The following is a 23,500-nucleotide window of genomic DNA, read 5'->3' as shown; positions in this document are numbered from 1 at the left end:
ACCTGCAAAGCGGAAAGGAGCGGCCTCATGAGCATGTCAACGGCCCTGAATAACGCGCTGGGTGGGCTGGGCGCGGCCAGCCACGGCGCCGCCGTCGTCTCGGGCAACATAGCCAATGCGCTGACGCCCGGCTACGCCAAGCGGACCTTGGAGCTGACCACCAACTCTATTTCCGGCAACGGCGTCAGGGTCGTGGGAATCACCCGCCATCAAGACCCTGTTCTGATGGCGAACCTGCGCGCGGCAACAGCGGATAACGCGGCGGCCTCGGCAATCTCTGAATTTTACTCGCAATTCGAAGCATTGGTCGGTACCCCCGATGACGGCAGATCGATCGCGGTATCTTTGGGCGCATTCGAGAACAGCTTGATCACGGCCGCAAGCAATCCCGGCTCGGTCGAGCGTCTAGATCTGGCGGCGCGCGCAGCTGGGTATCTGGTTGCCGATCTGAATACGGCGTCCGACGGCCTCAGCAAGATGCGTTCTGACGCGGACCGAGCAATCGGGACGTATGTCGAAACACTGAATACGACCCTGAAAGATATCGAAGCATTGAATGCCAAGATCTCGGCTGTTGAGAACGCAGGCGGCGATGTCAATGGGTTGCTGGATCAACGCCAGGTTCTCATTGACCAAGTCAACCAGCTGGTTCCAGTCAATGTCGTGGCGCGCGACAACAACCGCGTCTCACTGTTTTCCGACGGTGGGCTGATACTTCTGGAAGGATCAGCCGCAGAGTTCGCGTTCTCGGTCACCGGTGATACCAAACCGCACATGACCGCGGGAAACGGGCTGCTGTCCGGGCTCGAACTCAATGGACGGCCAGTCCGCACATCCGGTGATTCCGCACAAATCCGCGGCGGCGCTCTGGCAGCCCAGTTTGACATTCGCGACGTGTTGGCCATCGACGCGCATGAGGACCTCGACGCAGTCGCGCGCGATCTGATCGAACGGTTCGAAACTGCCGGCCTGGACCCGACCGCGATGCCGACTGATCTGGGCTTGTTCACCGATGCCGGTGCCCGTTTCGATGCCACGGCGCCGGCGGGGCTCGCGTCCCGTCTTGAGCTCAACCCGATTGTCGATCCTGATGCCGGCGGCGACAGTTGGAAACTGCGCGCGGGGTTGGGGGCCGTTGCACCCAACGACCCCGGCGAGGCAACCCAGCTGCAGGCTTTTGGCGCCGTATTGACCACGCCACGCCCTGCCCCGGCTTTCGGCACTGGGACCCTGCGGGCCAGTGAGGTGTCGGCGGCGCTTTTGTCCAAAGCAGGCACAGCTGCCCATACCGCTCTGTCGCGCCAAAGCTACGCAGCCAACGCGCAACTCCAAATGGAGCAGTTAGTGGCCGAGCAGGGCGTGGACAGTGACACCGAATTGCAGCGCATGATGCAGATTGAACAGGCCTATGCCGCCAATGCGCGGATCATCACTGTTGTCGACGAATTGATGGATTTGCTGCTGAGGATGTAACCATGACCTTGAATTCGATTGGTGATCTGGCCCGCGGTCTGACCTTGCGCGCGCGCAGCACCGAGATCAAAACGCAGATCGAAACCCTGTCCTATGAAATGTCCACGGGAAAAACCGCTGACATTTCTGGACGTCTCAATGGCGATTACTCGCATTTGCTGGACCTGGATCGAAAAATTGCACAGCTGGACGCCTTCTCTACGGCGACCGCCGAGGCAGATCTGTTTGCTGATGCCACTCAGATCAGCCTCGAGACGTTTGAAACCTCGATTGGCGAGGTTTCGGCTTCTCTGCTCGCGTTTGGGACATCCAACCAAGCAACATCGCATGCTCAGGCCTCGGCTCAGGCGCGCAACGAACTGGACACGATGATTTCTTCACTGAACACGCGGGTCGGTGGCCGCAGCTTGTTCGCGGGAACCGCCACGGACGCCTCTCCGCTGCAGTCGACGGACACGCTACTGGCTGCTCTGCGAACCGAATTGGCGGGGCTGACAACCCTGACCGATATTCGCCAGGTGGCTGAAGATTGGTTCAATGATCCTGCCGGGTTTGAGGCGGTCATGTACAACGGTTCCAACACGACCCTCGCACCTATGCAGATTTCGGAAACCGAGCGGGTGAACATGCAGTTCACGTCCAATGATCCGAAACTTCGGGATGGATTGCGCGATGTCGCGCTTGCGGCGCTGGCAACGGAGGGCGCGCTGGGATGGCCACCAGACCTGCAAACTGCCTTGTTCACCGATCTGGGCGTGGCTCTGGCCAACACCAAGGATGACGTCGTGACGATGCGCGCTCAGATCGGAGCGGCGCAAGCCCGCATCGAACAGGCCGAAACACGAAATGCTGCGGCCAGGACCAGTTTTGAATACGCGCGCAACGAACTTGTCGCCGCCGATCCCTACGAAACCGCAGCACACCTGCAGACCGTGCAGTTCCAGCTTGAAAGCCTCTATTCGGTCACCGTCCGCAATTCGACCCTATCATTGGTGAATTTCCTGAGATGAGACTTCTGGCCTTCCTTCTGATCATGCTGCCTTCGGTGGCGGTTTCCGGGGCTGTTCGGCTCAAGGATCTGGTGAATTTTGACGGTGTACGCGGCAATGATCTGGTGGGATATGGCCTTGTCGTTGGACTGAACGGAACCGGTGACGGGTTGCGCAATTCCCCGTTCACCGAAGAAATCATGTCGAACATACTTGAACGGTTGGGCGTAAACGTCACTGGCGAGGACTTTCGCCCCAAGAATGTCGCCGCCGTTCTTGTCACCGCCACCCTTCCGCCCTTTGCGCGGGTTGGTGGGCAGATCGATGTGACCGTTTCGGCGATCGGAGATTCCAAAAGCCTGCTGGGCGGCACCCTCGTCATGACACCCTTGAACGCCGCGGATGGGCAGATCTATGCAGTTGCGCAGGGCACAGTTCTGGCAGGTGGTGCAGTCGCCGAGGGCGACGCTGCATCGGTTGTTCAAGGGGTGCCGACATCCGGTGTCGTCCCCGCCGGAGCCCGGGTCGAGCAGGAGATCGATTTTGAACTGTCAGGTCTTTCCCAATTGCGGTTGGCCCTGCGCGAGCCGGACTTTACGACCGCCGGTCGGATCGAAGCGGCCATCAACCGCGAGTTCAATCGCGCAGTTGCGGTCATGCGCGACTCGGGCACGGTGGAATTGAGCATCCCGGAAACGCGGGCTCCTTCCACCGCGCATGCGATCGGCCGGATCGAAAACATCCTGATTGAACCCGAAACCAAGGCTCGCGTGGTTGTTGATCAGCGCTCCGGCACAATCGTCATGGGGCAGGAGGTCCGAATCTCACGTGTCGCGGTTTCCCAAGGCAACCTGACACTTCGCGTAGAGGAATCTCCGATCGCCGTTCAGCCCAACCCCTTTGCCAGAGGGGAGACCGTTGTTGTTCCACGAACCATCGCAGGGATTGAGGAGGACGCCGGCACCGGGTTGGCAGAAATACCCGAAGCGACGACGCTGTCGCAGGTGGTTGCCGGCCTGAACGCGTTGGGCGTGTCCCCGCGGGATATGATCGACATCCTCAAAACCATCAAAGCGGCCGGGGCCCTTCATGCCGAGTTTGTCGTCAGATAGCTGTGCGTATAGGCGGGTAGCCGATGGTCAGACAGGTTTCCGGTTCTGACCTATTTTGACTTCCAACTGTCCAGCCAGCGCCGGAAGCTGGATCTTCGCTCATCGATTGCATCCCCAGCGGCGTAGAGACCATCCTCGACGCTTTCAAGCATGGGGTCGATGCGGGCTTCGCGGAACCTGCGCCAACGCACCCAAAGCGCCCAGACGATGGCAAAGAACACGGTCAGGAAAATGATGTTGAACCAGGGAATGATGCGGACGTCCGGTCCTTCGACATGTTTGATGAAAATGGCGTTCGGGAAGATCGACAGAAACTCGTTGCGCCAGCCGTAGTGGGTCACGACAACCCAATCCGGATCATCCTTGTCCGAGATTGCGTCGTTGGCTTCGGTGTAAAGGTTGGCGGTATCGAACTTGAAATAGGGTGGCCAACCCCAGCTGGTATCTTCGTTCCGATAGACGATCGGCTTGCCGTTCGCCCGCACGGCTTGGATGAACTGCACATCGCGGTTCGAAAGGCTGGTCGACTGATCATCGGGCTCGGACCAGAAAATGCGGGTCCAATCCGTCAGATCCTGCCGCTCTTCGTAGGTGTTCACGATGCGGACAATGTCGTGCTGCGGCAGCGAGTATTGCAGGATCGCACCCAGCGTGATCCAGAAAATCAGGATGAACGCCCATTTGATGTAGACCATTCCCAAAACCTCACATGTAGTTCACGACATAGATCAGCGCGGCGATCGCCACCCAAGGCACGATATAAACACCCAAGATCAGTTTGCGACGGAACGAATTGTCATAGACGTGCAATCCGCGTTCGACGAAGGCTTCCTTGTTGCCGGTCTTGCCCTTCTCTTCCCACCATGTCTCAAGCTTTTGTCGCCGGACACGGCGCGAGTAAAGAGACAAGGCAAAGTAGGCAATCGTCTGAACGACGAGCAGACCGAGAAACAGGCGCATTGCTCCGAACATATCACTCTTTCCTTACCGCGCCCCAAGGGCCGACCCGTGCGATCACCGCCTCGCTGACCCGGTCCTCGCCGCTCATGTCGGGTTCATGCCCGAACAGTGCGGCGCGGGCCCCGGCCTTGTCCACTTGATATTCACGGGCAAGAAACTCGGCCACATAGGCCTTTTTCGGCTCCGACCAGCCACCATAGGTACGGTAGAACAGTTCCTTGTGGCAAATGAACATCTGGCGCGGGTCCAGCGGGGCAAGCTCGGCCAGCAGCATATTCACAAGATCGCGGTTCAGGGTATTGGCGGCGCGCAGCGAATAGAAATAGGCCGGATGATCCGAGGTGATACGCGGCCAAGGCCCGCCATCGGTCGCCCAGCGCAACAATTGCGCGAGGCCATGATAGGCTTCGGGCAAGCGATCCGCGTGATTGCGCGCCAAACGCCGCATGTCGCTGCGGTCCAGCCCGGTCAGATCAATGCCCGCATCCGCGGCGGCGTCAACGGTCAGAAAATCCATCTTCTGTTGCAGGATCGCGGCGGCATCCACGCCGCGGGCCTTGACGATTGGCTCGACCAGATCGTTGTAATTCAGAAATTTGGCAATCTGGTTTCGCTGCGACGGATCAAAGACATATTTGATCGGCAAATCCTCTGGCCTTTCACCCATGCAGATCGCCGCCGGGTGATCCAGATCCGGGAACAGATACATGCCGCCGAAATGCGCCGTCCAGAAGTTGCGCTGTTCAAACACCGTGTGGCGCAGCCGGACAGGGTTGCGGGTGACGTCGCCGGTTTCTTTCGCCGTTTCGATCATCTTCGCGATCAGCACATCGTCGAACCACGCGTCTTCTTCGGTTTTGAACTGTTCGACCATGCCCGCCAGCTGCTCGGCCTTGCGCAGAGTGCCGCCCACGGTGTCGGCCTCGATCTCAATCTTGCGCAGGTTCAGCAGGTCGCGCGGGGTGGTGAGTTTGAAGACAGAGTTCACCAATTCTCCGGCCACCGCATCGGTGGCGGTCAGGGCGAACAACTGCGCCTCGTTCATCTCGATGAATTCGCGTAGGATATCGCGCGAGGTCGAGAATTTGACGTTCAGCAGCGGCGCGCGTTTCTGTTCGGTCGTCAGCAGAATGAACTGCCGGTTAACCCCGTTGGGGTTGAGGTAGAGCGGGTCGTCCAGCTCAATCCCCACCTCCGGCGAATAACCCGAGATATCAACATGGAAATCCGTCAGCGCCGTGGTCTTGCCCGCCAGATGCTGCAGCGCGCGGTTATACCGCTCGACCAGAGCCGGGCTGGAGATGTGGACGAGGTTGCCGAACATCAGGCCTTTTTCGATGAGGCGGATCATTAATGCGTATCCTCCTGCTTCCAAATATCTAAAGCTAGCAAAGAGCCTAAAATTTTACGAAACTCAGGTATTCGGAGGTATTGAATTCGAATCTTTTGATCACCCGCCAACTCGTTACCAAGTTCTTCCAGCCTTCGAACGTTTTCGATTAGTTCCAGAAACCGCTTTTTTTCTGGGCGCTCAACAAGTGGCCCTTCATTGACATAACGACTGAGGGTTTGGAGTGTCGTTTGTAGAGAAGCAACAAAATGCCTGACTTTTAAAGAGTTTTCACTTCTGAATGGCTGGCTGACGACGACGTAACCTATCGCATTTGGTAAATCGAAACTCCAGAGTACTTCGTCATCGATAATCTCAGCATGCGTAACGATTGCAGAAACTACCGCCGTAATTTCGTCTTTCGAATAGGCTCTTCTGCGCTGTTCTTGTTCTTCCTCGAAAATTGTTGCCTGTACGCTCATCGACCTAGCCATGTCTTGAGTCGCTTTTCGCTGTTCTTCCATCTCCTCCTTTTGTAATGCTAGAACACGACGCTGTTCTCCAAGCTCAACGGATTGCAACAAAACAGTCGCAATTAACCAAATGAACGCTAGAACACCCGCCAAACCTGCCAATGTGTCTCCCACCTCATTGGGGGGAGCAGCGTAGAGGTGTCGCCACTTTGGAGGGCAATCGCCTTCTGGAAACAGTTCATGATTGCAAGTCGGGGCCAGCCCAAACCAAACTATCAATGCGATGAAACCCATTGAAGCGATGCAAGCCCACATGATGGGGTTGTCGAAACGCCAGAAACTGGGTCGTTCTGTAGCGTCCATTTATGCCTTCCCCTCCAGATACCGCCGCTTGGCCTCTTCCATCCAGCCCATCTCGCGGACGGCGTTTTCGATGGCGACCTCGTCGCTCTTGTCGGCATATCGGAACTCGCTGTCGGCGTAGCGGTTGATCTCCTGGATCACCATTTCCACCGTGATCGGCTGGCGCAGGTCCTCGATCATGGCTTTCTTGGTGTCGTAGTCGCGGAACAGGAACAGGTCGGGGTTTTCGATCCATTCGTCGGGCAGTTCGAAATCCATCGCGCGGACCTTGACTGCGTCGGTGATGTTCTTGATCGCGCGACCGGTAAAACGCTCATCCGCCTGCTGGATCGCCTTGAGGTAGGTGCCCAGCTTGGCGATCGTATCCATCTGGCCGATCTGGCCAGAAACACGCTCATAGACCCGCAGCAACGCGTCCTCGTGCGGGCGCGAGTGGCTTTCGAAACTGGCGGCGACGGCCTTTTTGATTTCCTGCGCGGCATAGGCTTCGTGTTCACCCAGCGGGATGTCGTGGTTGCGCCCCATCAGCAGGTGCAGGATGTCGATGTAATCCTCGCGTGTTTGCGGCCCGTCCACCAGGAACCGCGCACCCGCCCGCTGGCGCAGGGCGTCGTCCACATTCTCGGGGTAGTTCGAGAACATGCCAAAGGTGCAGTTGCCGCGCACCACGGTGTTGGCCCCAGCAAAGCTCTCCATCAGCACGGCGGTGATTTCCAGCTGGCCCGCGCTGGACTGCCGGTCGCCCCGTTTGCCCGCCAGCTGATCGATATCGTCGATCGTGCCAAAACCGATGACCGAGGGGTCGATGATCGTGTTGATGAACGCCTTGGCATTCTGGCCGGATTTTCCCTGATAGCTGTCGATATTGTCGGTGCTCAGGTTCTGATAGCGGAATGGATAGCCCGCGTTCTGGCAGTAGTCATTAATCAGCCCGGCCATCATCTGGATCAGGGTCGTCTTGCCGGTGCCCGGCTTGCCGTCGCCCATGAAGGTAAAGATGAATCCGCCAAGCTCCGCGAACGGATTCAGGCGGCGGTCAAAATCATAAGCCATCAGCATCTTGGCTAGCTTCATGGCCTGATACTTGGCGATATGATTGCCCACCACCTCGTTCGGTTTCTTGAACGTCATGGTGAGCGTGGTGGATTTGGCCTTCGACGCGGGCTCAAATCCCCGGATCGTCAGATCGTCGGCCTCGATATGCCAGGCGGCGTTCTGGAACGGGGCCAGATGGCCAGCCGTTTGCGCGCGCAGAGCAGCTTTTTCCATCAGTTGCTCTGCATAGGCACTGGTGGCCGCGATCAGATGGGCATCATCGGGCGCGTGCTTGGCCAGAACCTGATCCAGCTCCCACAGGGCACCGTGCAGGGCGAGTTGGCCGTTGTCTGTCAGGACCTCTTCGATTTCACCGATTTCGACCGTGGCCTCCCCCAGATGCGAGGACATCAGATAGGCCAACGCATTGCCGAAGGTGTGCAAGGTGGTCAACGCTTCGGCGGTCAGCAGATCCGAGAATTCGGTCTTGCGCGCGGCGGCAAGATCTCCGGCCAGATTGGCGCGTTTCAGATCGGCCAGCGGGGTCTGGTCGGCATAGGTTTCGGCCACGGTTAAAGCGATGGCAATCGCCCGGCGGATCGCCTGCTGTGTGGTCGCCTGCTGTGGGGACACCAGCGCATCGCCGTCATCCGCGGCCTCGATCCGTTCGACCAGATGCACCCCATCGGCCCGGGCAGTGCGGCGGGTTACCAACCCCGGCGTGGTCGACCGAAACCGCCGCCCCGTCGACACACCGGGGGACCGTTCGACGGCGGCCTCGGCGGGTTTGGCTATACGCGGCGCATGCTCAAACCCGTTCAGCAATGCGGTGGCGGCAGGATAGTGCTTGCGAATATCGTCTTCGCGCAATTCCATCTGGTCTGATGTCAAACTCATTTCAAAATCGCCTTTGTATTATCAATATCGCAACACCTGCCCGGACTTGCTGACCACGAATTTGCGCACATCTGCAAAGCCCGGCGGATTGCGTTCGGCCAGAACCTGGAACGGACGCTGCGGAAGGATTATCGAGCGCTGGGTGCGTGTGGCCCCGGTCTCGGCCCCCTGTCCGCCGAAGGGGTCCAACGCAAAGACCTCGCGCTCGACGGTCGAGAACCATCCGGCGCGTTCTTCGATCACCTCTTCGCTGTGCAGCTCTTCGGTGGTCCAGGCCAGTGCCCAGTCCTGCCCCGCGGGGGCTTGCGCGTCTTCCAGCACCTGCCGCAGAGGGCCGGACTGCTCGGTATAAGCCGAGGAATACATCGGACCCACATGAATGCGGCGTAGGTGTTTGGGGTGCAGGTCGTCGAAATCCTGATCGAAGCCTTTGGCGATGGTCACCAGTTTCAGCCCGGCCAAGGATTGCGCCATCAGATGCGCCTGCACTTCAGGCCAGCGGCGTTGATCCTTGGGCAGGGCAGTTTTGCCGCTGTCCTCCAACTGCATCAGGTAGATGACCGGCAGGTTGATCTGGCTGTCATAGACCGCCCAATGAATCAGGAATTTCCTACGTTCGCCCTCGGTCTCGATCCAATGGCACTCCGGATCATTGCGGGCCCAGAACAACTGACCTTTCAGCAATTCCTCGTAATAGAGTCTTTGCGACAGCGCGAATTGCAGCTTGGTGGGGATTTCCCTGTCGCTGATGATGGTCCGCACCATCTCGGTTTTCAGGTCATCTTCCGAGGGCATATTCGCCAGATGTACCTGCGCCTGCTGCGCGTCATTGGCCATGGTCAGCAACTCGGCCGCCACCGGAAACCCGCTGTCGCGCTTGTCCATGGCGAGGCTGCCAAAGAACCGCCCGGTATCACGCCCGACCAGCAGGTATTTCATGCTCAGCGCGCGGAAGGTGTAGAGCAACCCCGAGAGGTAACGCGAAATAATCCGCACCTCTTGCTTGCTGATCGCGCCCTCCGCCTCCATCGTCGCGGCCACGCGCAGGAGGTGGACGGTGATCACCTCGAATTTGCGGAAATAGCGGCGCGAGGCGAAGGTGTCGGTCAGACCGACATGGTCTTGGGTGGGGTTAGTCATTGGCGGCTCTCAGCAGCATTTCACCTATTGAAATCACTGCGGTTCATCCTTGACGGAAGGCACTCTTCCTAACACATCGAGTTCAAAGAAACTAAAGACCATATTGGCCTCCGATTGGTGCGCATTGAAAAATTTTGGCTCTCGGCTCCTAATTGTGTGAGCAGTCATGGAAAACAGCGCTCGCGCGAGATTTCCGAAACACCCAAGCAAAATAAACAGAAGTGTTAGAAAGAGTATCGCGACCAGAATTCCGTTTATGCCGTCCTGACTGGTGATAAGAAATGGTGCGTCAGCACCAATTTTCGCCAAGGAAACACCGTCGTCAGAGAACAGTGAAACTAATCCCCCTGCAACCGTGATCAAAATGCCTAAAAGGCCAAATTTACGAAAAACTTTCCAGTTCCACATTAGGGGTTATCCCCCATACAAATTCTTATCATGCTTCTCGACAATCGAGGCAAAACGGCGGGCAAAGCGTTCATCCGCCTTGGCCTTTTTCTCCAGCACGTCGCGGGCAAAGACCATGTGGTCCTCATGCGCCTCAAGCATGTCGGCCATTTTCTGGTTGGTCGCGGTGCCGATGGCGGCCATGGCTGTCTGCGCCTCCTGGTCGGTCTGCACACCGATCTCGTTGATGCGGTGGGCCACGTCCTGCTGCTGCGCGGTTTTTAGCGATTTGGTCAGGGCGTCATACAGCACAACGCGCTGCTGCGTGTCTGTCTGCAGCTTGTTGATCAGCACCATCTGCGTCGCAGCCTGGTTCTGCAGTGAATCGACCCAGGTCTTGCCCTTTTCGATGTACCGTTCCAGCGTTTGAGACTTGGCCAGCTTGACCTGCTCTTCCTGAACCTTGGCGTTGTATTGCTTGTTCAGTTCGGCCAGTTCGGTTTCGAGCTTGGTGCGCGCGGCGGCGTCCTGCTCGACACTGATCTTGTTTTCCAGCGTGATGATCGCCGGGTCCATGCCCTGAATCTCGGCCCGCAGCGCTTCCAGTTCAGCCACGGTCGCCTCGCGGTCGTCCAGCGTGACGGTCAGGTTGTTCTCCACCTTCACGCGCTGCTCTTCCAGCAAGGCCAGTTGTCCTTCCAGCAGCTTCACGATCACGTCTGATTTCGCGATCAGGTCCTGCAGTTTGTCGTCGATATTGGCTGAGCGCATCCGTTCTTGGCGCATGGACTCGGATTTACCCTTCGAGAAGATGCCCACGAACGATTCCCACCCGGTCTTCGAGCGCATTTCGTCGAAATCCTTGGAAAACGCGCTGGTGACGTCGTCCAGCCCCATGATCAGTTCGGCGATGTTCGCGTTCATCACCTCGGTGTGGGCGTGCACGTCTTCAAGCGTGGCATTTTCGATGTCGATATCCGCTTCGGCCGTTCCGATCTTGGCGCGTGCGGCCTCGATCCGCGAGGTCAGCCCTTCGATCTGCGACTGGCTTTCGCGCACCTTGGCCTGAGTTTCCTCGATCAATGCTTCGAATTGCTGGTTCGACATCTGTCCAATCCTTGTTTTTCTTATCTACCCAACAAGATAGGGAATGTTATAACGATTTACATCCCCTTGGGTCTCTCAAATCACCGGAACTTTGGCAAAACCCTATCGAAAAAGATAGGCGTCAAAACCAACAGCTGGCTGGCTTTTGATGCTTTCCGGCCCTTGCATCGCACGTCGATCGATTTTTTGATCAAATCTGGATTGATTGACGCCCCCGGGTGGCCCTAGACATGTTCTGCGCCACCTGATTGGGTACGCGCAAATTCTTTCCCTTCCCGGAGGCCGACCCATGCTGGATACCACGACCGACCTGAAATCGCTTTTGAAGAACCCCGACCTTCTGGTCACCAAGGCCTATATCGGCGGGCAGTGGGTCGATGGTGACAACGGCACCTTTGCCGTCACCAACCCGGCCCGCGGCGACGTGATCGCCGAGGTCGCGGATGTCAGCCGCGCCCAGGTGGCCGGTGCCATCGCGCAGGCCGAGGCGGCACAGAAGGAATGGGCCAAGCTGACCGGCAAGGAGCGCGCCGCGATCCTGCGCCGGTGGTTCGACCTGATGATGGAAAACGCCGAGGATCTGGGCAAGATCCTGACCGCCGAACAGGGCAAACCCCTGGCCGAGGCGGTGGGCGAGATCGCCTATGGCGCGTCCTTCATCGAATTCTTCGGCGAAGAGGCCAAGCGGGTCTATGGCGAGACCATCCCCGGCCATCAGCGCGACAAGCGGATCATGGTGCTGAAACAGCCTATCGGGGTGGCGGCCTCGATCACGCCGTGGAACTTCCCCAACGCGATGATCACGCGCAAGGCAGGCCCGGCACTGGCCGCCGGCTGCGCCTTTGTCGCGCGCCCGGCCACCGAAACGCCCTTGTCGGCGCTGGTGCTGGCGCTGCTGGCCGAACAGGCCGGCGTTCCGGCGGGTGTGTTCAACGTGGTGCCCTCGTCACAGGCCAGCGAGATCGGCAAGGAGTTCTGCGAGAACCCCGGCGTGCGCAAGCTGACCTTTACCGGCTCGACCGAGGTGGGCCGGATCCTGCTGCGCCAGGCCGCGGACCAGGTGATGAAATGCTCGATGGAGCTGGGCGGCAACGCGCCGTTCATCGTGTTCGACGACGCCGATCTGGATGCCGCCGTCGAAGGCGCGATGCTGTGCAAATTCCGCAACAACGGCCAGACCTGCGTCTGCGCCAACCGCATCTATGTGCAGGCTGGCGTCTATGACGCCTTTGCCGCCAAGCTCAAGGCCGCGGTCGAGGCGTTGAAAATCGGCGACGGCCTGTCCGATGGCACAACGACCGGCCCGCTGATCAGCGACGAGGCGGTGGCCAAGGTGCAGGAACATATCGCCGATGCCACGGCCAATGGCGGCGCGATCCTGACCGGAGGCCTGCCGCACGATCTGGGCGGCACCTTCTTCCAGCCCACGATCATCACCGACGTGACCCAGGACATGAAGGTCGCGCAGGAAGAAACCTTTGGCCCGCTGGCGCCCCTGTTCAAGTTCGAGGACGAGGACGAGGTCATCGCCATGGCCAATGACACGATCTTCGGCCTTGCCTCGTATTTCTACGCCAAGGATCTGAGCCGCGTGTACAAAGTGGCCGAGGCGCTGGAATACGGCATCGTCGGCATCAACACCGGCATCATCAGCTCGGAACTGGGCCCGTTTGGTGGCGTCAAGCAATCCGGCCTTGGCCGTGAAGGCAGCCACCACGGCATGGAAGACTATCTCGAGATGAAATACATCTGCATGGCCGTCTGATCGGACGGACCAAGAGACCAGGGCGCCTTTGGGCGCCCTTATTCTTTGCAAGCGTCATGAAAAAACCCCGCGTCCGGAGGAACGCGGGGTTGTGCGACAACCGATGGAGGAGACGATCATCGCCGCTTGGGCGGTCTCAGCCTCAGTTCACGGGCTTGGCGTCAACCACGTCCTTTTCGATCGCCTTGGTCGAGGTGATCTCGATCCGGCGCGGTTTCAGCGCTTCGGGCACCTCGCGCTTCAGGTCGATGTGCAGCATGCCGTTTTCCAGGCTGGCGCCGGTCACGCGGACGTGGTCAGCCAGAGCAAAACGACGCTCGAAGGCGCGGGTGGCGATGCCGCGATGCAGATAGGTGCGCTTGGTGTCTTCGGTGGCTTTCTTGCCGGCCACGACCAGCGCGTTTTCCTTGACTTCGATCGTTAGGTCATCTTCGGCAAAGCCGGCGACTGCGATCGAAATGCGATACGCATCGGCATCGGTTTTTTCGATGTTGTACGGGGGATAGCTGGGTTGTGACACTTCGCTGGTCATGACCCGATCCATGATGTCGGCAATCTGGTCAAAACCGACGGTTGCACGGTGTAGTGGTGCAAAATCAAAGCTACGCATGTTCGTTATCCTCATGTTCAGAGCGATTTACGAGTTTTGCCCTCCGAATGGACGGGCGTTGGCGATTGTCGGACCCCGGTTTGGCTGCCCGACACACATGAGATGGGAAAGGATCTGGCTGAGTTCAAGACCCGCCGGAGCTGATGAATTTCGCGCCCGAGCTGGACTTGCCCGAGCCGACCTGCAGCCGCCGGATCTTGGCCTTTGGCTGCGGCGCATCCCGCCGCATGATGGCCTTGAGGTCCGAGACGATCCCCTCAAGCTCCATGCCGAACCCGACCTTGCGACGGCCGTCGGTACCAACCGCCGATACCACAGAAAGGATCTGCCAACGCGGCCCGTTTCGGGCCAGAATGGCCGAACCGGAGGATCCGAACGTGACATCGCAATTGAAGGTGATCAGACCTTGGCGCCGCTCCAGAATCCGGCAGGACCGCTGGCGCGTGATTGCCTCGGACCGGCCGCGCCCGTACGAAGCGATGCTGATTTCATCCCCGGCGACCCGGCCACTGTGCAATGCAAATGGGTTGGCGACGGTATACGGGATCGGTTGATCCAGTCGCATCAGGGCGACATCAACCCGAACCATCTCGGGTGACAGGCCAACCCGGGGGTCATAGTCGGGAAGGACGGCGATCTGCACGACCGTGCCTTCGGCAAGCGCATGTCCATCGCTCAGGCCTGCGCGAAAGGTGACTTCGCCGGGTGCGTAGGTCCGACCGGTGGCCTTGTCCGTCGCACAATGGGCTGCGGTCAGGACAAGATCCTGCGCGATCAGCGTACCCGTGCAGAACGAGCGGTCTCCGATGTCCAGCCGCCCGATGGCCTCCCAACCATACAGGTCGTCCCGATCGGTCAGCCGGCGCTTGCCACTGTCCTGGGCCACCGCCGACGCAGCAATCCCGGCCAAAATCAGGGCCGCTGTCACGATACGGCGGATCATGGCCGGACAAACCTTGCGCCGACGTTCTTTCCCGGCTCGAGCGTCTTGCCGGACGCGCCAAATCCATTCCCTGCGGACAGTTCGGTGCGCAGCACCTCCAGCGACTCTTCCAGCGCTGTTCCCAACGATACCCGCCGGCCTTCCAATTCGGCCTTCGCGGACACGACCGATACGATCCGGGGGTGATCCCCTGAGAACGAGAAGATCGGCGCGCCGGACGCACCCAAATCCACGTCACAGGACATGACCAGCACCCCCGATTGCTGCGCCATGACCGAGCAGACCTGTTGCAGCGAAGGGGCTTCTGCGCGGTTGTGGGCGTACGAGACCACTCCGACATCCTCGCCACGCGTTGGCCTGTAGCCGGTTTCAAACGGGATCACGGTCGTATTTCGGATCGGCTGCCATAACTCGATCAGCGCGACGTCGTGGCGCACGCGGCTGACGGATGCGGCGCGGTCATATTCGTATTCCGGATGAATGACCGCCTGGCGCGCCGTGCGATAGGCCGATGCGCGGCCGTGTCGCCACCCCGCCAGAAACTCGATTTGGCCCGGATCAATTCGTTGGTGGGTCGCTTGGTCGAACAGGCAATGCGCTGCAGTCAGAACAAGCGTGGGTGAGATCAACGCACCAGTGCAGAAGCCGGTGCCGTCGATGTTCAGCCGTCCGACCGCCATCCATTCGCGCCCGGAATCCGAGGTTTCAAGGCTTTGCAGCCCAGTATCCTGCGCCGTGGCTGCCAATGGCAGAACACATAACGCTATCGCCCTGCTCCATGTGCGCACGCGGTTCTCCGGCATGAGGTATCGGCCAATCTACTTACGCGTGGCGTTTGGCGAAAATAGGGCAGAGCCGGACCGCACCTAATCCGCACCAGACTGATGCGTCGGCGCATCAGGCCCGATCACCGCAGGATCGGCACCGTATCCGCAGGCTGTCCGGCCCGATCCAGTGCAGGGGGCCGAGGCCCGCCCGTGGCCCAATCCAACAGCTCGACCGTATGCACGATGGGCAGTTGGGTACCCGACCCGATCTGCATCATGCAGCCGATATTCCCGGCCGCGATCAGATCGGGGTTCTTGGCTTCGAGCGTGCGCACCTTGCGCTGTTTCAGCTTGGCCGAGATCTCGGGCTGCATCAGGTTGTACGTGCCCGCGCTGCCGCAGCACAGGTGGCTGTCGGCGGGTTCGACCACCGTGAACCCCGCCTTTTTCAGCAGATCCTTGGGATAGGTTTTGATCTGCTGCCCGTGTTGCAGCGAGCAGGCCGCGTGATAGGCCACCGTCAGCCCCTTGTCGTCGCCCTGCGGCAAGTCCAGCTGCATCAAGAATTCGCTGACATCCATGGCAATGCCCGACACCCGCGCCGCGTCCTCGGCCAGCGGGTCGTTGCGGAACATGTGCCCATAATCCTTGACGGTGGTGCCGCAGCCCGAGGTGTTGATAACGATCGCATCCAATCCCTTGCCGTCCATCTCGCGCGTCCAGGCACGGATATTGGCGGCGGCGGTGGCATGGCTTTCGTGGGTCTTGCCCATGTGATGGGTCAACGCTCCGCAGCAGCCGGCGCCCTCGGCCACGACGACCTCGCAGCCCAGCCGGGTCAGCAGGCGGATCGTGGCATCGTTGATGTCGGTGTTCAGCGCCTTTTGCGCACAGCCCGTCATCAGAGCCACGCGTTTGATCGCCTGCCCTTCGGGCGCAAAGCTTTGGGGGTCGTCATTGCGGCTGACCGGCGGGATGTGTTTCGGCGCCATGTCCAGCATCGCCTTCAGGCGCGCATCGGGCATCAGAAAGCGGAACGGCCGCCCCAGCCTGGCCCCGATCAGCGCCCAGCGGAACCGCATCGGATAGGGCAGGATCCGCGCCAGAACCCACCGCAGCGCCCGGTCCGAGAAGGGGCGCTTGTAGCGGTTTTCGATATATTCACGCGCGTGATCGACCAGATGCATGTAATGGACGCCCGACGGGCAGGTCGTCATGCAGGCCAGGCAGGACAGGCAGCGGTCGATATGCTTGACGGTCTTTTCATCCGGCACACGCTCGTTTTCCAGCATGTCCTTGATCAGGTAGATGCGCCCGCGGGGGCTGTCCAATTCGTCGCCCAGCACCTGATAGGTTGGGCAGGTGGCGGTGCAGAACCCGCAATGCACGCAGTTGCGCAAAATCTCGTTTGCGCGGCGGGTGCCGGGGTCTTTCAATTGGTCTTCGGTGAATGTGGTCTGCATCGCCCTATCCCATCAGCCCGGGGTTGAACATTCCGCGCGGGTCGAATTTCTGTCGAATCCCCTGTGTCAGAGCCGCAATGCCCTGCGGTTCCGGCTGGAACCGGCCCAGCCGGGCAAGGGTATCGGCCCCGGCCCGCACCAGCGTGGCGTGGCCGGAAAACGCGCCAATGCGCCCGCGCAGGTCGGTGCTTGCGGGCACCAGCGCCCAGATTAACCCGCCGCCCCAGTCGAACAGGGTCCGGTCGGCCTCGGCCCGCGCGGCGATTTCGGACGCGTCGCCGGGTTTGACCGAGATCCGCCAGACGTCGCCAGGCGTGTCTGCGAAATCGGCCGCATCGCGGACCCTCTGCCACAGGGCGTCCGACGGCTCGACCGGATCAACCGCGCCGAACTGGCCCAGCAACTCCTGCAGTCGCCCGGAGCGATACGAGACAGACTCCGCAAACCCCTCAATCCGGATCAAGGCGCGCTGCTGCTGCGGATAATAGGCTGCGCCGGTGACCTCAAAGGGTGATTTCAGTGCCTCGGACAGGACGCGAACCGCAGTCGCTGCGTCCTTGGCGGGTACGGCCAGCGTCGCGTTGGCCTCGGGTTTGGGCAGCACTTTCAGCGACATCTCGGTCAGCACGCCCAGCGTGCCCCAGGACCCGGCCATCAGCTTGACCAGGTCATAGCCGGTGACGTTCTTCATCACCCGGCCGCCATTCTTGATGACCTGCCCCTGCCCGTCGACAAAGCGCACGCCCAGCAGGAAATCGCGGCAGGCACCGGCCTGGATCCGGCGCGGCCCCGAGACGTTGGCGGCCACGACACCGCCGATCGTGGGCGCGCCCGAGGACCCCAGTAGGGCGCGGTGATCCATCGGTTCGAATGCCAGTTGCTGGCCTTCGGCCTCCAACGCGGCCTCGATCTCAGCCAGCGGGGTTCCAGCCTGCGCCACAAGCGTCAACGCCCCGGGCTCGTACAGGGTGATACCGCGCAGCCCCTCGGTGCTCAGCATCCGGTCGGGGCCGGTCACACCACGGGTGCCGCCACCGAAAACGCGTACCGGTTCGTTCAGGCCGGCCACGATTTCGGCCAGTTCAGACTCTGATTCAGGTCTCATTGCGGTGTCCCTTCTGTCTTGGGAGTCATTCCGCCGCCATCGGCACGACGCGCCGGGCCGCACTAGCATCCAGCGGGAACACCTTGGCGGGGTTCAGCAGCCATTTAGGGTCGAACACGTCCTTCACGGCCATCTGCGCCTCAAGGTCCTGAGGCGCGTATTGATGATGCATCAGGTCGCGCTTTTCGATACCCACCCCATGCTCGCCGGTCAGGCAGCCGCCGGCGTCCACGCACAGTTTCAGGATCTCGGCCCCGAAGGCCTCGCATTTTTCCAGATCGCCGGGCTTGTTCGCGTCGAACAGAATCAGCGGGTGCATGTTGCCGTCGCCGGCGTGGAACACGTTGCCCACGGGCAGACCAAACTCATTGCTCAGTTCACCGATGCGGCGCAGCACGTCCGGCAGGGCCGACACCGGGATCGTGCCGTCCAGGCACATATAGTCGTTGATCTGCCCCATCGCGCCAAAGGCCGATTTCCGGCCCAGCCAGATGCGGGCGCTTTCCTCGGCCGACTGGCTTTCGCGCAGTTCGACCGGGTTGTGGCGTTTGGCGATCTCGACGATCTTGGCCAGCTGGCTGTCGATCTCGGCGTCCGAGCCTTCGACCTCGACGATCAGCAGCGCCTCGCAATTCGGATAGCCGGCATGGGCAAAATTCTCGCAGGCCTCGATGCACAGCCGATCCATGAACTCGATCGCCACGGGCAGGATACCCGATTTGATGATGTCCGAGACGCATTCGCCCGCCACCGCATTGTCATCAAAGCCCATCAGGACCGGGCGCGCGCCCTCGGGCTTGCGCAGGATGCGAAGCGTCGCCTCGGTGACGACCCCCAGCTGACCTTCCGAACCGCAGATCACGCCCAGCAGGTCCAGCCCGCCGGAATCCAGATGCGCGCCACCGATCTCGACCACGCGGCCATCCATCAGCACCATGGTCACGCCCAGCAGGTTGTTGGTGGTCACCCCGTATTTCAGGCAATGCGCGCCGCCCGAGTTCATCGCGATATTGCCCGCAATGGCGCAGGCCAGCTGCGACGACGGATCGGGCGCATAGAAGAAATCCTCCTCTTCGACCGCGCCGGTGACGCTCAGATTGGTGCGGCCGGTCTGCACGCGGATGAAGCGGTTGTCATAGTCGACCTCAAGCACCTCGTTCATGCGGGCCACGCCCAGGATCACGCAATCGGCGGTGGGCAGCGCCCCACCGGCCAGCGAGGTCCCGGCCCCGCGCGGCACGACCGGCACGCTTTCGTCGTGGCAGATTCGCAGAATGTCCGAGACCTCCTGCGTCGAAGACGGCAGAACCGCGATCATCGGCGCGCATTTGTAGGCGGTCAGGGCGTCGCACTCATAGGCGCGGGTTTCGGACGGATCGGCAATGATGGCATCTTCGGGAAGAACCTGCCGCAGACGGGCAAGAACGCTGGCCTTGCGGGCCAGAACGTCGGGGTTGGGCTGTGGCATGTCCATGGCGGATCCTCCAGTTTGGTAAAATAATATTACCAATTTCTGCATCTGGCAAGTTGCCTTCGTCGGACGTACTGTCGCGCCATGACACTGACCGAACGCGCCCTGCTGTTTTCACCCCTCGACTACGCCGCCGTCCTGCTATTGCTGATCGCCTGGCAATGGATCGGATGGCGGATCGAGAACCCCGCGCCGGACAAGCGTTCGGTCGCGGTGATGATGGACGAATTCCGCCGCTGCTGGATGCGCGAAATGGTGACCCGTCAGCCCCGCATGTTCGACGCCCAGGTCGTCGGCACGATGCGTCAGGGCAGCACGTTCTTTGCCTCGACCACGATGATCGCCATCGGGGGGGGACTGGCCCTTCTGGGCAATACCGAGCGGCTGTCGGGCGTCGCCAAGGATCTGGCCATCGGCAGCGCACCGGCCATGGTGTGGGAGGTCAAGATCCTGATCATGCTGCTGTTTCTGTCGAATGCGTTTCTGAAATACGTCTGGGCGCATCGGTTGTTCGGCTACTGCGCGGTGCTGATGGCGGCGGTGCCGAACGACCCCGAGGATCCGCAGGCCTATCCGCGCGCAGCACAGGCGGCCGAGATCTGCGTGACCGCCGCGCGCAGCTTCAACCGTGCCCTGCGCGCCACCTATTTCGCGCTGGCCTCGCTGGCGTGGATACTGGGCCCGATCACTTTGATCATCGGCACGCTTCTGACGCTGGGAGTCCTGTACCGGCGCGAGTTTGCCTCGCATTCCCGCGCGATCCTGCTGAGCCTGCCGCCGGACACGCAGTCGTGATCGCGCCCCGCCCGATCAGATCCTAGACTGGCGAAATGCGACACCTGATCCCCTGCCTGTTTCTGGCCGCCCCGGCCCTCGCCGACCCGCCGACGGTCGAAAATGTCACCGCGACGCGCACGGGCGAGACCTGGCGATTCGACGTGGCCATCCGCCATCCCGATACCGGGTGGGACCACTATGCCGATGGCTGGCGTGTTCTGGCGATGGACGGGACCGAGCTGGGGATGCGGGTGCTGCATCACCCGCACGAGACCGAGCAGCCCTTTACCCGATCGCTGGGCGGGGTCGCGATCCCCGAAGGTGCGAGTCAGGTTCAGGTACAGGCCCGGTGCAGTGTCGATGGTTGGAACGCGGACACCACGCTTGTGGCTCTGGACTGATCGTCAGAACACGCCCAGCGACAACCCGGCGCCCAGCGCCGCGCCGATCTCGCGACATTTGTCCAGTTCATCCTCGGGGATGGTCTTTTCCGCCAATATCGCCTCAGGCGTCTGGGCATGGGTGCAGACGATGAGGGGCGGCTGCACCTCTTTCAAACGCCAACCGGTGGCGATGCGTGCCAGTTGCCGCGCCGCGTTCTGACCGTCGGACCCGGCGCAGATCATCTGCGCATAGGGCCGCCCCTCGATCCGGCCCAGAACCGGATAGTAGCATAGGTCGAAGAAGTCCTTCATGACGCCTGACAGCGCCGCGAGGTTCTCGGGCGCGCAAAAGATGTATCCGTCGGCCGCCAACAGATCGTCGGGCCCGGCCTGCTCGGCGGGCTTCAGGCTGATCTCGGCCTCGGCGCTGGCCGCCTGTGCGGCCGCCTCGGCCATCTGCCGGCTGCCGCCGGTGCGGGAATGGTAGACGATCAGCAGACGGGCCACGGCGGTCAGGCCCGATGGTACGGGCCGCCCGACAGGATCGTCGCGGCACGATAGAGTTGTTCCGACAGCATCACCCGGACCAGCATATGCGGCCAGACCATCGCGCCGAAAGAAATCGAAAAATCAGCCTCAGCCCGCAGCGCCGGGTCGATCCCGTCGGCACCACCGATGACAAAGGCCAGATCCTGCCGGCCCATGTCACGCCACCCGGCCAGTTTCTGCGCGAAATCGGGTGACGACATCACCTTTCCCCGCTCGTCCAATGTGCAGATCACCGCCCCAGTGGGCATCGCCTTGCGCAGCAAGCTGGCCTCGGCGCCCATACCGGCGTTCTTCTTGTCTTCGACCTCGATCACGCGCGCAGGCCCCAGGCCCAGGCCGCGGCCGGTCCGGTCGAAACGGGTCAGATAGTCGTCAAGCAGGGTCTTCTCCGGTCCGGCACGCAATCGCCCGACCGCACAAATGCTGATACGCATGTCGCTCTCGCCGCCGGCCCTTCAATACGGGCCGGGATGGCGCCTCAGTTGGCCGAGGCGCTGCCGCCCTGAGGCAACCACATCTTTTCCAGCTGGTAGAATTCGCGCACTTCGGGGCGGAAGATATGGACGATCACGTCGCCCGTATCGATCAGCACCCAGTCGCCGGCATCCTTGCCTTCGACCTTCGAGGTGAAACCGAATTCCTGCTTGATGCGATCCGTCAGCTTTTCCGCCATCGCCGACACCTGACGCGTCGACCGGCCCGAAGCGATGACCATGTAGTCGGCCACCGAAGACTTGCCCTGCAGGTTGATCTGCACAACATCTTCGGCCTTGTCATCGGAAAGTGAGGAAAGGATGCGTTCAAGCAGCTTGTCGCTGATTGACTGAGAGCGGGCCATCACAGCGGCCCCTTCATCGGCGGGCAAACCCGCCTGTGTGTGTAGAGACAGGACATGGTCCTCCTTGCTAAAGCGCCGCGTAACCCCGGCGCCGGGGTACTATTAAGGTAGCAAGGCAATTGCAACATTTCAATGAACGGCAACCGTTGATGGCACGGGGTTGATCAATCCGTGTCCAGATGTGGCACAGAGGTGTCGGTGGCGCCCTGCCCCAGCAGGCGCACTTCGCGCTGCGGGAAGGGAATCGAAATGCCCTCGGCCTGGAAGGCATCCCACAGCGCCAGATAGACATTGCCGCGGATGTTGGTCAGGCCGGCCGTCGGGTCCCGGATCCAGAACCGCAGCACGTAATCGACGCTGCTGTCGCCGAACCCGGTGATGTGGCAGACCGGTTCGTGCTTGCCGCCGCTCAGAACGCGTTTGACTGATTTCACCGTTCGCACGGCGGTCTCGCGCACCTTGTGCGGGTCGTCGCCGTAGCTGGTGCCGAAGGTCAGATCGAGGCGGACGAACTCGTCGGAATGGGACCAGTTCACCACCTGCCCGGTAATCAGATCCTCGTTCGGGATCAGGTATTCGCGCCCGTCGCGGGTAACGACCGAGACGTAGCGGGCGCCCAGCGCGTTGATCCAACCGAACGTATCGCCCAGCGAGATCACGTCGCCCGGCTTGATCGACCGGTCCATCAGGATGATGATCCCCGAGATCAGGTTCGACACGACCTTCTGCAGGCCGAAGCCGATGCCCACGCCAACCGCACCGGACAACAGCGCGATCCCGGTCAGGTCGAATCCCAGCGTCCGGATCCCGACCAGAAAGACCAGCCCGTACAGCGCCACCTGGATCCCCTTGGCCAGCAGCACCTGCATCGAGGGCGAGATGTCGTCATTGCTTTTCAGCCCGCGTTCCGCCGCACGGGTGCCAAGCCGCGCCAGCACCAACAACGTGCCGATCAGCAGAATGGCCTTGAGAATCCCCAATGCCGAGATGTGAAGGCTGCCGATCGAAATCGCCACGCCGTCCAGGAACTCGGCGACGTCATCGGTCAGACTCAGCGCGACCAGCGTGGCGTAGATCCACATCGACCAGCGGAAGATGCGCCGAATCGTCCGGTTGCGGACCAGTCGCGAAATCAGCGCGATCGCCAGCCACGCGGTTGCCAGCGTTGCCAGAACACCGATGATGTAACTGCGCGATGGCCAGGTGACCTGCTGCATCACCAGATAAACGCCCCAGGCCAGCACGACGAAGTAGACCAGCGTCATCCGCTGCATCAGCTGAACCAGAACCCGCAACCGCCATTTGGGCCATCCACTGCGCGCCCGAGCCCAGGCTTCCCACCGGCCTTTTGTCAGCAGAGTCAAAAGGAAGGACAGCGCCACCAGCCCCAGGATGATGGCGATCTGATACTGCCGCCACCCCGGAGTCACGATCAGCTCGACCAGGTTCCCAAGCTGCAACAAAAAGGCCTCGGCCATGTTGTCGAACAGCTCTGATATCGAACTTGGGATCAAATCATTGTCCATGCGCGTCTCCTGCCGCCAGATTGAACAGCAATGTGGC

General features: G+C 60.8%; 24 protein-coding genes. 6 read left to right on the top strand and 18 right to left on the bottom strand.

The features are described from left to right. Positions 1-27 precede the first annotated feature (27 nt). Genes flgK through ACR0FC_RS16015 form a run of 3 tightly spaced genes read left to right on the top strand, consistent with a single transcriptional unit; the run spans position 28 to position 3,574 of the window. Positions 28-1,473: a flagellar hook-associated protein FlgK gene (gene flgK / locus ACR0FC_RS16025; protein ID WP_170342474.1), complete on the top strand. Its 1,446-nt coding sequence runs from the start codon at positions 28-30 to the stop codon at positions 1,471-1,473. Positions 1,474-1,475: 2 nt separating this feature from the next. Beyond that, entirely contained in the window at positions 1,476-2,483 is a 1,008-nt protein-coding gene (locus ACR0FC_RS16020) for a flagellin (protein ID WP_170342476.1), read from the top strand. Then, complete coding sequence (locus ACR0FC_RS16015; RefSeq protein WP_170342478.1) at positions 2,480-3,574, top strand: flagellar basal body P-ring protein FlgI; 1,095 nt, start codon at positions 2,480-2,482, stop codon at positions 3,572-3,574. The genes ACR0FC_RS16020 and ACR0FC_RS16015 overlap by 4 nt, the downstream gene beginning before the upstream one ends. 50 nt (positions 3,575-3,624) lie before the next feature. Here ACR0FC_RS16015 and ACR0FC_RS16010 read toward each other — a convergent pair whose 3' ends face one another. The 8 genes from ACR0FC_RS16010 to ACR0FC_RS15975 are packed head-to-tail and all read right to left on the bottom strand — an operon-like array spanning position 3,625 to position 11,266. Continuing rightward, positions 3,625-4,269, bottom strand: coding sequence for a DUF1523 family protein (locus ACR0FC_RS16010; RefSeq protein ID WP_093963661.1), 645 nt, complete (start codon positions 4,267-4,269; stop codon positions 3,625-3,627). Between the two features lie 10 nt (positions 4,270-4,279). Continuing rightward, entirely contained in the window at positions 4,280-4,546 is a 267-nt protein-coding gene (locus ACR0FC_RS16005) for a hypothetical protein (protein WP_093963662.1), read from the bottom strand. Position 4,547: 1 nt separating this feature from the next. After that, positions 4,548-5,885: a DUF6638 family protein gene (locus tag ACR0FC_RS16000; RefSeq protein ID WP_170342480.1), complete on the bottom strand. Its 1,338-nt coding sequence runs from the start codon at positions 5,883-5,885 to the stop codon at positions 4,548-4,550. Beyond that, positions 5,885-6,700 carry a hypothetical protein gene (locus ACR0FC_RS15995; RefSeq protein WP_170342482.1) on the bottom strand — a complete coding sequence of 272 codons (816 nt, stop codon included), beginning with the start codon at positions 6,698-6,700 and terminating at the stop codon, positions 5,885-5,887. Before ACR0FC_RS15995 ends, ACR0FC_RS16000 begins: the two co-directional genes overlap by 1 nt. Then, positions 6,701-8,632: an AAA family ATPase gene (locus ACR0FC_RS15990; protein WP_170342484.1), complete on the bottom strand. Its 1,932-nt coding sequence runs from the start codon at positions 8,630-8,632 to the stop codon at positions 6,701-6,703. It lies immediately after the preceding gene. Positions 8,633-8,653: 21 nt separating this feature from the next. Next, positions 8,654-9,772: a hypothetical protein gene (locus ACR0FC_RS15985; protein ID WP_170342485.1), complete on the bottom strand. Its 1,119-nt coding sequence runs from the start codon at positions 9,770-9,772 to the stop codon at positions 8,654-8,656. A 33-nt stretch (positions 9,773-9,805) separates the two neighbouring features. Then, positions 9,806-10,180, bottom strand: a complete 375-nt coding sequence (locus ACR0FC_RS15980) for a hypothetical protein (protein WP_170342487.1) — start codon at positions 10,178-10,180, stop codon at positions 9,806-9,808. 6 nt (positions 10,181-10,186) lie between these two features. Continuing rightward, complete coding sequence (locus ACR0FC_RS15975) at positions 10,187-11,266, bottom strand: coiled-coil domain-containing protein (RefSeq protein WP_170342489.1); 1,080 nt, start codon at positions 11,264-11,266, stop codon at positions 10,187-10,189. Between the two features lie 289 nt (positions 11,267-11,555). Between ACR0FC_RS15975 and ACR0FC_RS15970 the strand changes: the two genes are divergently transcribed. Then, a complete protein-coding gene (locus tag ACR0FC_RS15970; protein WP_170342490.1) occupies positions 11,556-13,031 on the top strand; it encodes an NAD-dependent succinate-semialdehyde dehydrogenase in 1,476 nt (491 codons plus the stop codon). A 142-nt stretch (positions 13,032-13,173) separates the two neighbouring features. On the opposite strand, the gene ACR0FC_RS15965 is transcribed toward ACR0FC_RS15970, so the two are convergent. From ACR0FC_RS15965 to ACR0FC_RS15940, 6 genes are all read right to left on the bottom strand, one after another. Next, entirely contained in the window at positions 13,174-13,641 is a 468-nt protein-coding gene (locus ACR0FC_RS15965) for an Hsp20 family protein (protein ID WP_170342492.1), read from the bottom strand. A 124-nt stretch (positions 13,642-13,765) separates the two neighbouring features. Then, positions 13,766-14,584, bottom strand: coding sequence for a trypsin-like serine peptidase (locus ACR0FC_RS15960; RefSeq protein ID WP_170342494.1), 819 nt, complete (start codon positions 14,582-14,584; stop codon positions 13,766-13,768). Beyond that, positions 14,581-15,372 carry a trypsin-like serine peptidase gene (locus ACR0FC_RS15955; RefSeq protein WP_367646371.1) on the bottom strand — a complete coding sequence of 264 codons (792 nt, stop codon included), beginning with the start codon at positions 15,370-15,372 and terminating at the stop codon, positions 14,581-14,583. The genes ACR0FC_RS15960 and ACR0FC_RS15955 overlap by 4 nt, the downstream gene beginning before the upstream one ends. A 119-nt stretch (positions 15,373-15,491) precedes the next feature. After that, positions 15,492-16,814 (bottom strand): glycolate oxidase subunit GlcF, encoded by a 1,323-nt coding sequence (gene glcF / locus ACR0FC_RS15950; protein WP_170342498.1) that lies wholly within the window; start codon positions 16,812-16,814, stop codon positions 15,492-15,494. A gap of 4 nt (positions 16,815-16,818) precedes the next feature. Then, positions 16,819-17,919 (bottom strand): FAD-binding protein, encoded by a 1,101-nt coding sequence (locus tag ACR0FC_RS15945; RefSeq protein WP_170342500.1) that lies wholly within the window; start codon positions 17,917-17,919, stop codon positions 16,819-16,821. Between the two features lie 25 nt (positions 17,920-17,944). Then, positions 17,945-19,393 carry an FAD-linked oxidase C-terminal domain-containing protein gene (locus ACR0FC_RS15940; RefSeq protein WP_170342502.1) on the bottom strand — a complete coding sequence of 483 codons (1,449 nt, stop codon included), beginning with the start codon at positions 19,391-19,393 and terminating at the stop codon, positions 17,945-17,947. Between the two features lie 81 nt (positions 19,394-19,474). Between ACR0FC_RS15940 and ACR0FC_RS15935 the strand changes: the two genes are divergently transcribed. Then, positions 19,475-20,185, top strand: a complete 711-nt coding sequence (locus ACR0FC_RS15935; RefSeq protein ID WP_170342504.1) for a DUF599 domain-containing protein — start codon at positions 19,475-19,477, stop codon at positions 20,183-20,185. Between the two features lie 35 nt (positions 20,186-20,220). Next, positions 20,221-20,568 carry a hypothetical protein gene (locus tag ACR0FC_RS15930; protein ID WP_170342506.1) on the top strand — a complete coding sequence of 116 codons (348 nt, stop codon included), beginning with the start codon at positions 20,221-20,223 and terminating at the stop codon, positions 20,566-20,568. 3 nt (positions 20,569-20,571) lie between these two features. Here the strand turns inward: ACR0FC_RS15930 and ACR0FC_RS15925 are convergent, their stop codons facing one another. From ACR0FC_RS15925 to ACR0FC_RS15910, 4 genes are all read right to left on the bottom strand, one after another. Beyond that, positions 20,572-21,057, bottom strand: a complete 486-nt coding sequence (locus ACR0FC_RS15925; RefSeq protein WP_170342508.1) for a flavodoxin family protein — start codon at positions 21,055-21,057, stop codon at positions 20,572-20,574. A gap of 5 nt (positions 21,058-21,062) precedes the next feature. Next, on the bottom strand, positions 21,063-21,533 hold the full coding sequence (gene rlmH, locus ACR0FC_RS15920; protein WP_170342510.1) for a 23S rRNA (pseudouridine(1915)-N(3))-methyltransferase RlmH: 471 nt from the start codon (positions 21,531-21,533) through the stop codon (positions 21,063-21,065). Positions 21,534-21,577: 44 nt separating this feature from the next. Next, positions 21,578-21,937, bottom strand: coding sequence for a ribosome silencing factor (gene rsfS / locus ACR0FC_RS15915; protein WP_093963679.1), 360 nt, complete (start codon positions 21,935-21,937; stop codon positions 21,578-21,580). Positions 21,938-22,101: 164 nt separating this feature from the next. Further along, complete coding sequence (locus ACR0FC_RS15910; RefSeq protein WP_170342512.1) at positions 22,102-23,463, bottom strand: mechanosensitive ion channel family protein; 1,362 nt, start codon at positions 23,461-23,463, stop codon at positions 22,102-22,104. Positions 23,464-23,500: the final 37 nt, after the last annotated feature.

Source organism: Ruegeria sp. BB9, assembly GCF_056539345.1.
The sequence above is the reverse complement of the archived record's forward strand: the minus strand, read 5'-3'. Positions and strand labels throughout refer to the sequence as shown.

Coding starts and splice junctions, on each gene's coding strand:
- ACR0FC_RS15930 (WP_170342506.1), top strand. CDS start 20,221: ATGCGACACCTGATCCCCTGCCTGTTTCTGGCCGCCCCGGCCCTCGCC.
- ACR0FC_RS15935 (WP_170342504.1), top strand. CDS start 19,475: ATGACACTGACCGAACGCGCCCTGCTGTTTTCACCCCTCGACTACGCC.
- ACR0FC_RS15975 (WP_170342489.1), bottom strand. CDS start 11,266: ATGTCGAACCAGCAATTCGAAGCATTGATCGAGGAAACTCAGGCCAAG.
- ACR0FC_RS15910 (WP_170342512.1), bottom strand. CDS start 23,463: ATGGACAATGATTTGATCCCAAGTTCGATATCAGAGCTGTTCGACAAC.
- ACR0FC_RS15985 (WP_170342485.1), bottom strand. CDS start 9,772: ATGACTAACCCCACCCAAGACCATGTCGGTCTGACCGACACCTTCGCC.
- ACR0FC_RS15980 (WP_170342487.1), bottom strand. CDS start 10,180: ATGTGGAACTGGAAAGTTTTTCGTAAATTTGGCCTTTTAGGCATTTTG.
- glcF (WP_170342498.1), bottom strand. CDS start 16,814: ATGCAGACCACATTCACCGAAGACCAATTGAAAGACCCCGGCACCCGC.
- ACR0FC_RS15945 (WP_170342500.1), bottom strand. CDS start 17,919: ATGAGACCTGAATCAGAGTCTGAACTGGCCGAAATCGTGGCCGGCCTG.
- ACR0FC_RS15970 (WP_170342490.1), top strand. CDS start 11,556: ATGCTGGATACCACGACCGACCTGAAATCGCTTTTGAAGAACCCCGAC.
- ACR0FC_RS15960 (WP_170342494.1), bottom strand. CDS start 14,584: ATGATCCGCCGTATCGTGACAGCGGCCCTGATTTTGGCCGGGATTGCT.
- ACR0FC_RS15990 (WP_170342484.1), bottom strand. CDS start 8,632: ATGAGTTTGACATCAGACCAGATGGAATTGCGCGAAGACGATATTCGC.
- ACR0FC_RS15995 (WP_170342482.1), bottom strand. CDS start 6,700: ATGGACGCTACAGAACGACCCAGTTTCTGGCGTTTCGACAACCCCATC.
- rsfS (WP_093963679.1), bottom strand. CDS start 21,937: ATGGCCCGCTCTCAGTCAATCAGCGACAAGCTGCTTGAACGCATCCTT.
- ACR0FC_RS15940 (WP_170342502.1), bottom strand. CDS start 19,393: ATGGACATGCCACAGCCCAACCCCGACGTTCTGGCCCGCAAGGCCAGC.
- ACR0FC_RS16010 (WP_093963661.1), bottom strand. CDS start 4,269: ATGGTCTACATCAAATGGGCGTTCATCCTGATTTTCTGGATCACGCTG.
- ACR0FC_RS16005 (WP_093963662.1), bottom strand. CDS start 4,546: ATGTTCGGAGCAATGCGCCTGTTTCTCGGTCTGCTCGTCGTTCAGACG.
- rlmH (WP_170342510.1), bottom strand. CDS start 21,533: ATGCGTATCAGCATTTGTGCGGTCGGGCGATTGCGTGCCGGACCGGAG.
- ACR0FC_RS16000 (WP_170342480.1), bottom strand. CDS start 5,885: ATGATCCGCCTCATCGAAAAAGGCCTGATGTTCGGCAACCTCGTCCAC.
- ACR0FC_RS15965 (WP_170342492.1), bottom strand. CDS start 13,641: ATGCGTAGCTTTGATTTTGCACCACTACACCGTGCAACCGTCGGTTTT.
- flgK (WP_170342474.1), top strand. CDS start 28: ATGAGCATGTCAACGGCCCTGAATAACGCGCTGGGTGGGCTGGGCGCG.
- ACR0FC_RS16015 (WP_170342478.1), top strand. CDS start 2,480: ATGAGACTTCTGGCCTTCCTTCTGATCATGCTGCCTTCGGTGGCGGTT.
- ACR0FC_RS16020 (WP_170342476.1), top strand. CDS start 1,476: ATGACCTTGAATTCGATTGGTGATCTGGCCCGCGGTCTGACCTTGCGC.